This is a genomic window from Pseudomonas sp. Irchel 3A7 (assembly GCF_900187565.1).
In the GTDB taxonomy this organism is placed as follows: domain Bacteria; phylum Pseudomonadota; class Gammaproteobacteria; order Pseudomonadales; family Pseudomonadaceae; genus Aquipseudomonas.
Window position 1 is genome coordinate 290,335 of sequence record NZ_FYED01000008.1, and the last position, 11,926, is coordinate 302,260.

General features: G+C 53.4%; 16 protein-coding genes. 8 read left to right on the forward strand and 8 right to left on the reverse strand.

From position 1 onward, the window contains the following. Positions 1-189: 189 nt before the first annotated feature. Both CKW21_RS15835 and CKW21_RS15840 read right to left on the reverse strand, forming a co-directional pair. Positions 190-1,260, reverse strand: a complete 1,071-nt coding sequence (locus CKW21_RS15835; protein ID WP_095194876.1) for a UvrD-helicase domain-containing protein — start codon at positions 1,258-1,260, stop codon at positions 190-192. Continuing rightward, the gene (locus CKW21_RS15840; RefSeq protein ID WP_256590240.1) at positions 1,253-2,284 is read right to left on the reverse strand and encodes an ATP-dependent endonuclease; all 1,032 of its coding nucleotides are present in this window, start codon (positions 2,282-2,284) and stop codon (positions 1,253-1,255) included. Before CKW21_RS15840 ends, CKW21_RS15835 begins: the two co-directional genes overlap by 8 nt. A gap of 230 nt (positions 2,285-2,514) precedes the next feature. Here CKW21_RS15840 and CKW21_RS15845 point away from each other — a divergent pair, with 230 nt between their 5' ends. The 3 genes from CKW21_RS15845 (at position 2,515) to CKW21_RS15855 (ending at position 4,755) form a co-directional block, all read left to right on the forward strand. Continuing rightward, on the forward strand, positions 2,515-2,832 hold the full coding sequence (locus tag CKW21_RS15845; RefSeq protein WP_095194878.1) for a transposase: 318 nt from the start codon (positions 2,515-2,517) through the stop codon (positions 2,830-2,832). Beyond that, a complete protein-coding gene (tnpB, locus tag CKW21_RS15850) occupies positions 2,829-3,164 on the forward strand; it encodes an IS66 family insertion sequence element accessory protein TnpB (RefSeq protein ID WP_170948673.1) in 336 nt (111 codons plus the stop codon). The genes CKW21_RS15845 and tnpB overlap by 4 nt, the downstream gene beginning before the upstream one ends. Positions 3,165-3,225: 61 nt before the next feature. After that, the gene (locus tag CKW21_RS15855; RefSeq protein WP_095194879.1) at positions 3,226-4,755 is read left to right on the forward strand and encodes an IS66 family transposase; all 1,530 of its coding nucleotides are present in this window, start codon (positions 3,226-3,228) and stop codon (positions 4,753-4,755) included. 14 nt (positions 4,756-4,769) lie between these two features. On the opposite strand, the gene CKW21_RS15860 is transcribed toward CKW21_RS15855, so the two are convergent. Next, complete coding sequence (locus tag CKW21_RS15860) at positions 4,770-5,645, reverse strand: LysR family transcriptional regulator (RefSeq protein ID WP_095194880.1); 876 nt, start codon at positions 5,643-5,645, stop codon at positions 4,770-4,772. A 97-nt stretch (positions 5,646-5,742) separates the two neighbouring features. Between CKW21_RS15860 and CKW21_RS15865 the strand changes: the two genes are divergently transcribed. Beyond that, positions 5,743-6,243: a lactoylglutathione lyase family protein gene (locus CKW21_RS15865; RefSeq protein ID WP_095194881.1), complete on the forward strand. Its 501-nt coding sequence runs from the start codon at positions 5,743-5,745 to the stop codon at positions 6,241-6,243. An 83-nt stretch (positions 6,244-6,326) separates the two neighbouring features. Here the strand turns inward: CKW21_RS15865 and CKW21_RS15870 are convergent, their stop codons facing one another. Continuing rightward, positions 6,327-6,800: an AAA family ATPase gene (locus CKW21_RS15870; protein WP_095194882.1), complete on the reverse strand. Its 474-nt coding sequence runs from the start codon at positions 6,798-6,800 to the stop codon at positions 6,327-6,329. A 314-nt stretch (positions 6,801-7,114) separates the two neighbouring features. Beyond that, positions 7,115-7,423, reverse strand: coding sequence for a helix-turn-helix domain-containing protein (locus CKW21_RS15875; protein WP_095194883.1), 309 nt, complete (start codon positions 7,421-7,423; stop codon positions 7,115-7,117). Positions 7,424-7,544: 121 nt separating this feature from the next. Here CKW21_RS15875 and CKW21_RS15880 point away from each other — a divergent pair, with 121 nt between their 5' ends. After that, positions 7,545-8,063, forward strand: a complete 519-nt coding sequence (locus CKW21_RS15880) for a hypothetical protein (protein WP_095194884.1) — start codon at positions 7,545-7,547, stop codon at positions 8,061-8,063. 356 nt (positions 8,064-8,419) lie between these two features. Then, on the forward strand, positions 8,420-8,779 hold the full coding sequence (locus CKW21_RS15890) for a hypothetical protein (RefSeq protein WP_095194886.1): 360 nt from the start codon (positions 8,420-8,422) through the stop codon (positions 8,777-8,779). A 158-nt stretch (positions 8,780-8,937) separates the two neighbouring features. Here CKW21_RS15890 and CKW21_RS15895 read toward each other — a convergent pair whose 3' ends face one another. From CKW21_RS15895 to CKW21_RS15905, 3 genes are all read right to left on the reverse strand, one after another. Next, positions 8,938-9,522, reverse strand: a complete 585-nt coding sequence (locus tag CKW21_RS15895) for a hypothetical protein (protein WP_095194887.1) — start codon at positions 9,520-9,522, stop codon at positions 8,938-8,940. Between the two features lie 5 nt (positions 9,523-9,527). Next, on the reverse strand, positions 9,528-10,112 hold the full coding sequence (locus CKW21_RS15900; protein ID WP_095194888.1) for a hypothetical protein: 585 nt from the start codon (positions 10,110-10,112) through the stop codon (positions 9,528-9,530). A gap of 313 nt (positions 10,113-10,425) precedes the next feature. Then, positions 10,426-10,839, reverse strand: coding sequence for a LysR substrate-binding domain-containing protein (locus tag CKW21_RS15905; protein ID WP_095194889.1), 414 nt, complete (start codon positions 10,837-10,839; stop codon positions 10,426-10,428). Between the two features lie 9 nt (positions 10,840-10,848). On the opposite strand from CKW21_RS15905, the gene CKW21_RS15910 reads away from it, so the two are divergent. Then, positions 10,849-11,043 carry an RNase H1/viroplasmin domain-containing protein gene (locus tag CKW21_RS15910; protein ID WP_256590241.1) on the forward strand — a complete coding sequence of 65 codons (195 nt, stop codon included), beginning with the start codon at positions 10,849-10,851 and terminating at the stop codon, positions 11,041-11,043. A gap of 42 nt (positions 11,044-11,085) precedes the next feature. After that, a complete protein-coding gene (locus CKW21_RS15915; protein WP_095194890.1) occupies positions 11,086-11,880 on the forward strand; it encodes a phospholipase D family protein in 795 nt (264 codons plus the stop codon). The last annotated feature ends 46 nt before the right edge of the window (positions 11,881-11,926 follow it).

An 11,926-nucleotide genomic window follows, 5' to 3' on the forward strand; every position in this document is an offset into this window, starting at 1 on the left:
TATAGAATGGTGAAAGGGGGCGGCAGATGGACGGTATAGACTGCGGTATCATTGTTGATCAACCATCTTGGCATCGCACGCGATCGTCGTGTGGATCTGTACCTCGAACATCCCACTTCGGGTCGACAATTATCCAGACGACTGGAAATTCGAGGCATCAACTGGCGTAGCTGCCAGGCTGGTCATGTGTCAAGGCGCCCAGTACGGTATAACGGACTGCCCTGGCCGATCTAGCACTATCGCTACGCTTTGCTGTGCCCGGGTGACCGCCACGTAGAACGTCGCTGCAGGCCCGGGATCAAGTGGAACGCCTCGCTGCAAAAAGGTTGCGATTGGGCCTGTTGCGATGATGAGCACTCGCTCGTAGGTTGCGCCTTTGGCGACCTTGAAGTTGGTGTAGTTCAGGTCGAACTCAGTGCCTGACCTTATGTTTACGCGCAGGCACTGGGGGCTGAATCTCTCCACGTATGCGAGGACGTTACGATTGGCGAGCAGGAATACACCGTCGTGATCTGTCGTAACCTCGTTGAGCGACTCCGTTTGTGGGAAACCCCACGCGGGGTTGAAGATAGTGTCTGAGAATCTCGCGATACCTGGAGAGCAGCGCCAGGTCGTGTTCCGAAATTCGATCTCGATCTCTCCTCTTCGTTGCTTGGCCAGGAACCAAGTAAGAGCCCTGGCGTAGGCATATTGCTTGTTCTTTCTGCTTCTAGGGCTCGTTGAGAGAACCGACTGCCGAATGTCTCCGACCATCCGAATGTCGATGCGGGACGCGAACAGCTTCTCCAGTAACTCCCAGTCCCAGCCACTGAGATCCTGAACCTCATCCACCAATATCTCGTCGTACAGGCTTTCCAGGCGGTACAACAAGGCTCCTTGGCTCTGCTCCACCAGCAGATTGGCGAGCTTCCCAAGCTCAGCGGCATACAGTGCTCCGGCGGAGTTAAAGAAGCGAGCCTCTTCCGTCGCGAAACGTCTTGGCTGCCCCTCATAGTCGAAACCCTGCACACGTCTGCCTGGGAAAACAAAGGGCAGAAAGGGCCGGGCAAAATGTCGGATGAGTAGTGTGTACCACCCCATCACTTCCACATTAGTCTGCATCCCAACCCGTTTCGCCAGACGCACAGAAAGCTCATGTTGATTTCGCTGAGTAAACGTCACAACGAGCACACGCCGCGTAGGCGCAACTGCGGCGCAGTGTTCGACCAGGCCTTGCGTTTTGCGCGAGCCCGCAACGGCTAGGGTGAGGTGATTAGCCATGGATGAAGGCTGCTGCAGCTGCCATGTAAGCCGGCGCTACGATGCGCTGTCTACTTTCCGCGATTCGTAGCGCGGCCTCTGTTTTTTCTCTGGTCATCCATACTTCGAGAACAGCGTCAGCGCGAAGCCCTAGAATCCCACGTAGTACTGCCTCTCCATTGTGATGGATCAGCTGAGGTTCCAATGTGCGCCCTTCCTCCACAGGGCCAATAAAGAGTTCTCTGTACTCACCATCTAGCCATGGCTCGACGGCTTCTCGAAGTGCCGCAGGATCCTGCCCGTCGTTGTCCCTCAATACAGCGACCCGCTTACCCAGTCGTGAGCAAAGTTCGAGGCATCGGGCTAGGGAGAGGCTGCGCATGCTGAGGACATCAATGCCGCACGCCATCGGAGGCATGTCGTAGAGGTCGCGGAAAATCCGTTCGAAAATGATTTCGTCGGATGGCCCCTCGACGAGAACCAGCTTTTCGGCAAGCGCCATTCGAAGGGTATCGTACCCTGGAAGCTTCTTGTAATACCCCACGGTTTCAGGAGTAAGTCCCGTAATGGTTGTGACTGCATCCCGATTGATCAGCAGCAGTGAGTCTAGCCCCAGCCTATTCAGCACGAAGGTGCTGTGGGTGCTGATGAACAGCTGTTGTTCTTCGCCGGCGAGCCGCTCAATGCGGTTTAGAAGCGTGACCATGCTGGTATGGGAAAGGTGGTTCTCCGGCTCCTCGATCATTACCACCCTGGTTCGATCAGCATGCCGGCCCATTGCCAGAGAAATTTTGATAGTAGCCTGTTGACCCTGCCCGGCCATCGAGAACGGCACATCGTCTATGTGCGGTGAGACAGCCGACTCCCAAGATGTTCTAGAAGTCTGATCCATTGCCACCTTGAGGGGTTGCTGGTGAAGCGAGGCTTCCAATTGCCCCAGTCGATCGTTAAGCGCTGCAAGAGCTCCATCCGACATAGCTGATTTCGCCTGCCGGTACTCCAGCGAGATCAAGGCTTTCTCGGAGGGCTCCAGGTGATCGTTCAAGATCTGTCTCAGGTGATAATCAATTCCGCCAAACGTTCTGATCGTGCGTGAATCGATGATCGCAATGGAAAGGTCTCGCGGACGTCGGGTGAGCTCTGAATCACCAAAATGGCGCCACTCGATCTTGTAGGTAAGCGTCCAGCCAAGTCACCTTCCTAATTCCCGCATTAAGGGCGATGGTGTCCGCGTATTTTTAAGCGGACGCGATAGCCCTTATCGCCGGGATTTCCATGCGCCAACGAAGCTCTTACCCCAAATCGTTCAAGGCCCAAGTTGTTCGGGAGTGCCAGCAACCCGGTGCGACCGTCTCCAGGGTTGCCATTCGCCACGGCATCAACGCCAACGTCATTCGCAAATGGCTGCCGCTTTATCGCGATCAACTGCCAGCTGCATTGCCAGCGTTCGTTCCTGCGAGGGTTACGCCTAAACGACCGGCTGAAGCAGCGGTGATTATCGAGCTACCGCTTGGCGAGCAATCGATCACGGTTAAATGGCCGGCCTCCGATCCTGAAGGATGCGCCTGCTTTATCCGTGGGCTCGCCCAGTGATCCGCATCGATACTATCTGGCTCGCCACCGAGCCGATGGACATGCGAGCCGGTACCGATACCGCGTTGGCGCGTGTGGTGTCCGTGTTCGGTGCGGCGAAGCCGCACTGCGCCTATCTCTTCGCCAATCGCCGCGCCAACCGCATAAAAGTCCTGGTGCATGACGGCGTGGGTATCTGGCTGGCCGCGCGGCGATTAAACCAGGGCAAGTTTCAATGGCCAGGCATCCGGCACGGCTCGGAAGTCGAACTCGACGCTGAGCAACTTCAGGCTTTGTTACTGGGGCTGCCCTGGCAGCGGGTCGGCGCAGCCGGCGCGATCACAGTGCTGTAGAGCCGGCCATTAGCCCATTGGTGTATCTGCGCTGACGGCCTGCTCTGGCACAATCAGCGGTATGACTTTCTCGCCCAATCTCGACCAACTGACACCTGAGCAACTGCGTGCGCTCGCCGCGCAGTTGCTCACGCAGGTCGACGTGATGGGCAAAAAGATCCACCGTGATCAAACCATCATCGAGCAGCTTACCCACGAAATCGCATGGTTCAGACGGCATAAGTTTGCCAAGCGCAGTGAGCAACTGAGCCCTGACCAGGGCAGCCTGCTTGATGACCTGCTCGATACCGACATCGCCGCTATCGAGGAGGAGTTGAAAGCCGTCAATCCCCAGGCTGCTCCAGCCGAACCCCGCCAACAGCCCAAGCGCACACAGCTGCCTGCGCAATTTCCACGCACCTTGATCCGTCACGAGCCGGAGAGCACAAAGTGCGTCTGCGGCTGCCAGCTACAACGCATCGGCGAAGACGTCAGCGAAAAACTGGATTACACGCCGGGCGTATTCACCGTCGAACAGCACGTGCGTGGCAAATGGGCCTGTCGCCAGTGCGAAACGCTGATCCAGGCCCCTGTGCCGGCCCAGGTGATCGACAAGGGTATCCCCACTGCCGGCCTCCTAGCTCATGTGATGGTGGCCAAGTTCGCCGACCACCTGCCGCTGTACCGGCAAGAGAAAATTTTCGGCCGTGCCGGCCTAGCCATCGCTCGCTCGACACTGGCTCAGTGGATCGGACAGACCGGCGTGCAGCTCCAGCCTCTGGTCGATGCCCTCCGCGAAGCCGTGCTGGCCCAGCGCGTAATTCACGCCGATGAAACCCCGGTGCCAATGCTCGCACCAGGCGAGAAGAAAACCCATCGGGCTTACGTCTGGGCCTACTGCACGTCGCCCTTCGCCAATCTGAAGGCCGTGGTGTACGACTTCAGCCCCAGTCGTGCTGGCGAGAATGCACGCAATTTTCTTGGTCAGTGGAATGGCAAGCTGGTCTGCGATGACTTCGCCGGCTACAAGGCCAGCTTCGACCAAGGCATCGTCGAAATTGGCTGCATGGCCCACGCCCGCCGCAAGTTCTTCGATCTTCACGCGGCGAACAAAAGCCAGTTGGCCGAACAGGCATTGCACGCGATGGGCGGCTTGTACGAAATCGAACGGCAAGCACGGGATATGAGCGATGAAGAGCGCTGGCGAATACGGCAGGAAAAGGCTTCACCGATCCTCAACGCGCTGCATGACTGGATGCTAGCCCAGCGTGATCTTGTGCCTAATGGATCAGCAACGGCAAAAGCTCTGGATTACAGCCTCAAACGCTGGGTAGCTCTGACGCGCTACCTGGAGGATGGAACGGTGCCTATCGACAACAACCAAGTCGAGAACCAGATTCGGCCATGGGCTCTTGGACGCTCGAACTGGTTGTTTGCCGGCTCGCTGCGCAGCGGCAAACGCGCGGCGGCGATCATGAGCCTGATCCAGTCGGCGCGGATGAATGGGCATGATCCGTATGCCTATCTCAAGGGCATACTGTCGAGACTGCCAACGCAGAAGGTCAGTTCATTGTCTGAACTTCTACCGCACAACTGGAGACCTACTTGCTAGGAGTAGTTCCTCGGTCACAGACTTTTAATCTGCGTCCTCAGTTTTTGAACGACCAACTCTGCCCTAGTAGATAGTGGCCATTCGGCGCGATGTATCAGCCATAGAGTGTCCTCGACTAATCGTGGCCCCTCGATAACCTGGATACTTTCTGGGCGTTGAAACGCCAAGCGTGCATAGCGCGGTAATACCGTAAAACCTAACCCTCGCGCAACTGGCTCAAGGATCAGACCAATCTGGTTGGTAAAGCCACGACAGGGAAGACTGCCGATGCCTGATTCCTCAGGGTAGTAACGGCTGAGCAGACGACTACCCATGGCGCGGCCATCAGGATGATCGATGAAGCCTATGCGTCTCAGATCGTCCCAACCTTCGATTCGCTCTGAGGCGGGTGCGATTAGCTCCAGTGGCTCCTCGGTGAAGCGACTCACGCAAAGACGCGGGTCGTCAGGCTTAAGAGTCACCAATCCCAACTCGAAGCGATTATCCAGCACTGCTTCGAGCACCTCTGTATCCGGGGCAAAACGTTGTCGAATGATCAGGCCGGGATTTGCCTGCTGCAAGTTCAACAGCATGGGGTAGAGGGCCAGTCCGATACTGCCAGGACAAATCAAACCAATCTCTCCACGCGTGTCTTCATGCGCCGTTAAGCGGTTATGCAGTCGCTGGTCGGCAGCACTAACCTCTTCGCAATACTCCAGGAGCGCACGCCCTGCGGGTGTGAGTTCGATCTGTCGAGGGCGGCGTATCAGCAATTGGCCGAGCCGCTCCTCAAGCTTCTGTATATGTTGACTGACAGCGGCCTGGGTCAGGTCGAGGTACTCGGCGCAGCGTGTGAAATTACCCTGTTCGATCAGGGCGGAGAAAGTGCGCAGCCATTGTGGATTAAGCATAACAATATCTTATCAAGGCCATAACTTGGTGATGGTTTTCATTATGACAAGTCCTTCCTAGACTAGCCACATCACCAACGCTCAAGAGGTACAAATTATGTCATTCGTCTACCCACGCAGCTTTTCTCATCTCGGCCTATCTGTCACTGATCTAGACGCCGCTGTGAAGTTCTACACAGAGGTCATGGGCTGGTATCTGATCATGCCGCCGACCACGATCACTGAAGACGAATCAGCTATCGGAATCATGTGTACCGATGTATTTGGTGCCGGCTGGGGTTCGTTCCGTATTGCACACCTGTCCACAGGTGATCGGATCGGTGTAGAAATCTTTGAGTTTCGCAATGCCGAAAAGCCGCAGAACAACTTCGAATACTGGAAGACCGGTATCTTCCACTTCTGCGTCCAAGATCCAGACGTCGAGGGACTGGCCGCCAAGGTTGTTGCTGCTGGCGGCAAGCAGCGCATGCCTGTACGCGAGTATTTTCCTGGCGAGAAGCCGTACCGCATGGTCTATATGGAAGATCCCTTTGGTAACATTTTGGAAATCTATAGCCACAGCTACGAGCTGATTTATTCGGCTGGTGCTTACAAGTAACGGCTAGCGGCCCAGGCCCAGAGGGCCTGGGCCGCATCATATCCAGTGCCACTCGCTGTGTTGCTCACGCAACAGGTCAACTCTCAGAGAGGTGTGATTACCGCTCGCTTACTCTTGTAGTACTCCACCGGTAGCAGCATCGACGGATTTTCCGTCCAGGCCTGAAGCTCTGCGTCGTATTCAGGGTTGGGTGCGACGCGGAATACCACGCCTGGACACGCCTGCGTAGGAATGGCGCTGTTATGCACACCGTAAAGGGCTTGGAGGTCGGGTCGGTTTTCGAGGAACAGCTCAATCTCAATTGTGGGCCAAGTCGCCTCTCCGATTAGGAGATCGGTCAAGAAGTCAGACACTACGGCTGTGTTGAACCAATATGGATTGAGTTCTTCTGCTGCAGGCCTTCCCCCGATGCGTCCGGTCATCGCAAGAGCAATGGCCTCCATCAACGAGGATTTCCCCGCATCGTTCCCCCCGACAAGTAGATTGATCCTCGGGTTCGGTTCCAGCTCAAAGTCGCGATGGATCCTGTAACCCTTAACCTTGATCTTCGTGATCATCGTCTTTCCTTGTCAGAGGGGGGCGTCTAGATAGTCGGGCGAATGTGGAGAGTGTACAGCCGCTTGCCGATGGCGCCACTGAACCACCGCATTCCCTGATAATCACTCAACGTGCCTTACTCCATTCGCTGAATTGCGCTCTATCGATCAAAGACACCAACCATATCCGCTCAAACGGCAGTCCATTCAATCGTCATTAAATGAACCCATGAATGGGTACTAGAGCCGGAGGAACCCAACTCCATTAAAACTGGGAGCCGAAGCCTACATCCAAATCTCGATATTTAATCCAAATTCAGATCTCTGACGATGTCTCAGCTACTCAGAGCTAACCTCTCCACCAGATCAATCACCTCCTTGCGATCCTTCCCTTTCAGTAGGTGAAAGCACTGCAGCAGGTGCGCCTCTTCGTCGTCCTCACAGTAAAAGTACGCCGCTGGGTAATTCAGCACAGCAGCAATTTGCTGAACGATGCTCTCCCCTGGCTGATGAACCCCCTTCTCATATTGATTCATCCTCGGGGACGCTGATGCGGGCTCGATTCCGGCTTCTATCCCAAGGCGCTCCTGGGAAAAACCTCTCGCTTGGCGTGCCTCTTTTAGGCGCTTACTTATCGTCGTCATTTCTCTTGCCGCAAAAGACAAGAGAGTCTTAGATTCGCTTTGACGATATGCTAAGTATTACTTAGTATTCAGCAGAAATACCCTTTTGCCATCAATCTAAGCGCACGGACAGGGACTCAAGATGAAGGAAATGCAAATCACAGATGGTCGGCTCGACGAAAAATCCCGTGGCTCCGGGGGCGACATGGTCAGCTACCACTATTGGAAAATTGACGGCAAAAAACTCGAAGCGCTGGAAATCCCGGATGTGCTGGATGCGCATGTAAAGGCGGGTGATCGGGTTCGAGTGACATCCCAGTTCGGCAAAGACAAAGTCAGCAGAATCTGGGCTATTCAAGTCGAGGGAGAACCCGTTCGTTCGGTTGTGAATATTCCCTTTATTGCATTGTCTTTGGGGCGGTTGAGTCTTGCCCCCCTGATGGTCGGCATTTTCACGCTCTTCGTAGCGCATCTTCTATGGGAAAACAGCGCAAACCCAGGACGCTTTCAAGGTTCGATTTACCAGCTTTCGTGGATCGCATTGAATTTGTGGTTCAGCTACAAGTTCATGATCAAACCTATGCTGATCATCAAACGTGGCATCAAGACGTTCCGCGAATATTGCGCAAAGACGCCAGCATCTACCTCGTCTGCACGCTAAATTCGAGCGTATGACGACGACCTCCCGAGAGCCAGAAATGAAGTATGACGCGCTGATCCAACAGCAAGCCAAGCTCGTATTTGGCAACAAAGCGAAAGCCGACCATTGGCTAAATCAGCCAATGGTTGGAGTCGTTGGGTGCTCACGGTTGCAAGCAGCGCACACTGAGGCGGGATACGAACTCGTGAAGTCTGAACTCGAAAGGCTCAGTCACGGGTTCGCCGTTTGACCCCTCCTCCTCCAGCCCCCAAATTCAACATGCTTGTCTTTGCACTCTATCGAAATCACGCCGACATAGTGCTGAGGCGTTCAAGCCCAAGACCGGTGATTCACGCTTTGTTCATTCTGGCGTCATTATGAAAATCACGACTCCGCTCGAAGGACAACTTTGGAAATTGGCCGTGACAACCTTCGGGGCACAGGGCCTGGAGCAACTCGTGGCCACGCTTCTGACGGGATATGTCAAAACTCGAAAGGTCAACACGTACGGGTTTCTGCGACTCGAATGGCTTGGTAACGAGGCACTTGATGCACTGCGTAATGGACAGCGTATGGCGGGCGCGAATCAGGCGTTTCTGGGTGAAGACCCCACAAAGGTTGCGATACTTCATTGTCATTCCAGCCATCTGCTACGAGGCATCGTTCAGGCCATGCCTTTGGATGCACTGCCTGAAGACTTCCTGGAATGGCGAATGCAGCTCGACATAGGCGTCTGAGGATACTGCAGCAGACCCGTGTATTTGTAGCGGAATTGTCGATGACAGATATTTAGTATGCCTGACCTCAACGATTAGAAGCCCTTTAAGGCGCATCATGAGAATCAACGTTTGAACAGGGGAAGGCGCGCTTCGAGCGCGCCTCCTGAAAGAACACCTCATGCGTTTCTGGAGGCTTTCCTCGCTTCTAAACGGGCGTACCAGTCTTGGCCTTTGAACCCGGTTCTATCGCGAATACTAATCTTCAGATCATGCGTTTTTGAGTTCAGGTCTTTAACCTTAAGCAGGAAGTCATCCCTCTGTCTCTTGATCTCATCCTTGTCATTGAAAAGCTTTGATCTAAGCTCCTGAATACTTGAGATTTCCTGTTGAATTTCAGCCTTTTCGCCAGAGTTTGTTGATGCTTTTTTTCTTTCAAAAAGCAGCTCCCTCTGTTCTTTAGTCTTCGTGATGGCTTCGCCGATTTTCTCAAGGGACACTATTGCATCTTTCAGCAGAGAGTATGCTTGGTCGGCAACCTTCATGCAGGAAAAGTGCATATCTACAAGGACTTTGAAATCATAAGAATGTCTGGCTGAGGACAAATGATTCCTTATTTCTTCCTCATGCCACTCAATGCTTCTCTGCACCTCTTCTCTTTTTGTATACCAGCGCTCACGCTCAGCACCCGCCTGCTCTTGCAACTCGTTGTAAATCCATAACCCCGCCCCAACAAGAGCAAGCCCTGCTAAGATAGGAAGCATCCTTTTTACTCTCCATCACTAAACGTTAGGATCAAGTCACTGCGAGGCATTGCCTCAAGTGCTTTTTGAGTGTTTTTTGCTATCAAATCCAATTTGATAATGCTTTGCTCCCCAATCCCCTTCAATGTTTCTGTGAACATTGCTATCGCCGTATGAGAAAGCTGCTTTTCTTCGAAGGAGAGACCTGGGTCGGTTATATTTTTTACTAAATTATCAATGCAGTCCAGAATGCGCTTCTTCTCAAGGTGAGAGTTTTCCAAGTCTTTACTTACAACTTGAAGAGCCATTTGCATCGCAACTCGTCGCTCAGCCAGCAGCTGCAGTCCCGCCTGTAGCGCAGCATCAATTTGGTGATGCCTAATTCCAGCCTCTGCTTCAATTCTTTTTTGTTCAGTTTCAAGAATTTTAATCTGATGTTTATAGTGAACGAGCTGCGCTATTGTCTCAGACGCAAATTGCAAGGGATTAAGGCTTTTTAGAAAGCCCAAAAATCCACTTTTATCAAACTCAAGCGGTTTGCCCTCCTTTACATCTTGAATCAACTTTCCAGAACGCTTCGCTGTTGGTACTGGTGTGTTTATATCCTTCATCGAGTCACCTTTCAGGCTAGTTCCGTTAGTTGATAGGCACGACCTGAGAAGAGTAGGAGCGAATGGAGCAGTACTCAGGTTCCAGCGCCAAGAATAGCGTCTTCGTGGCTTGCCGTTAAGAAATTTGCGATCAAAGTGCCACTAGGCGCAGTCGTTGAGCCTCCGCAGCATTTTGCCGACAAACACTAGCTGCTTTTGGCTTTTAAAAGGACTTGTGATGGGCGAATGGTCAGGTCGCTCGATGCTCTGGTCTGGAGCCGGACTGAAGCGCCATAGACTCAACATGTCTCCTCCAGCTTTATCTGCAATTGCTTCAAATCCTTTTCGCATCCAGGCGAATACGCAGAGCACGAATGAATTGGCGAGCGTTCGCAGGTAGAGGTTTGCCAGGACGAAACACCAAAAGGCTGGCAAATCGAACGTCAACGCTGAACGGTTTGACAATCAGCCCACGCTCCAAAAAGTCACGGGCCGCAACGGGGTTAACCAATCCCACTCCGATACCCAACAATGCCAGCTCACACAGCGTATGGGCATAGGGCGTTTCAACTCGGATTTTCAACTCGACCCCGTCGTCACGCATTGCTGCTTCCAGCCGATGTCTGCTGCTGTCCTCGGGGTTCAAGGCAAGAAAGTCGACATTGTCCAAGTCCCGAGGTGTAATCACTGATCGCTTGGACAGCGGGTGACTGTCAGGGAACTCACTTGGAATTGCCTGTTCTCGCATACCACGGAAGTGGGCACAAATCGGAGAAGATTGTTCACGCTGGCAAAGAAGCCCAGATACTATGCAGTCGCCCAAGGGTGTCGGACAGGCACCTTCAACAAGTGGGACGGTGGTGCTCGGATAGTAATTGATGGATTTCCAGATGCTGATCACCGCTCCTTTAGGACACTCGAACTCGCACCAAGCTCGACGTTGTCGGCCTAACGCAAACCCCGAACTCTCTACCCCTCCTGATACGGACGTCATATGGAACTGATTCTGCTTCCGAAAAAATCTGAAGGCCTCTGCCTGGAAAAAATCTACCAACGAGCATTAAGCAAATCGAAAGAGCTTTACATTGTCAGCGCATATCTCACGGAATGGGGTATCGCAGAGGAGCTCGGGAGCCAGTGTGAGTCGTTTCTTTTCATCGTTGGTAAAGACTTTGGTATTACCCGAAAGGACGCCTGCAGAGCAGTTATGAAGTGGCTCCCCGCCGATCGCCATCAGGAGTTCATGGTAGCGGAATCAATCAATGGGTTTCATCCCAAGGCAATGTTCTGGAAAGAACTTGATGGGAAGTGTTATGCGTTACTAGGCTCATCCAACCTGACCCAGGCGGCGTTCTCCACCAATTTCGAGGCCAACGGCTTTGCCTGCATCACTGACGAGCAGTTTCAGCTGGCATCTGAATGGATCGAAAAGGTTTTCGAAGTCAGCGTCACGCTGAATGAAACTTGGCTCGATATGTATCAGGAAGCTCGCCAGCCTGCAGGTAAGAACGGCGAAAAGGGAGCGAAAGCTGACGAGAGCATAGAAGCCTATCGGCTTCCACTCCCAGCGATACGACGACTCAAAGGCTATAAACCGTACCTTATCCAACGACGTGATCAGATGAAGGTGTTCCGCAAGAACAGGGCTACATTAGTGGAGCTTTTTCGGACGACTAGCAGAATTAGAAACTGGAATCAGACTCGCATTGTAAGCGTTCGGCAATGTCATCTAGTCAGCTACGTAGACTTTGAGAGGGTGTCCGACTATGCGGACACCATCTCTAGCTAACTAGGTGTCTGGGCTTATCGATATTTCGGGTGCGTGGCTGACTGGA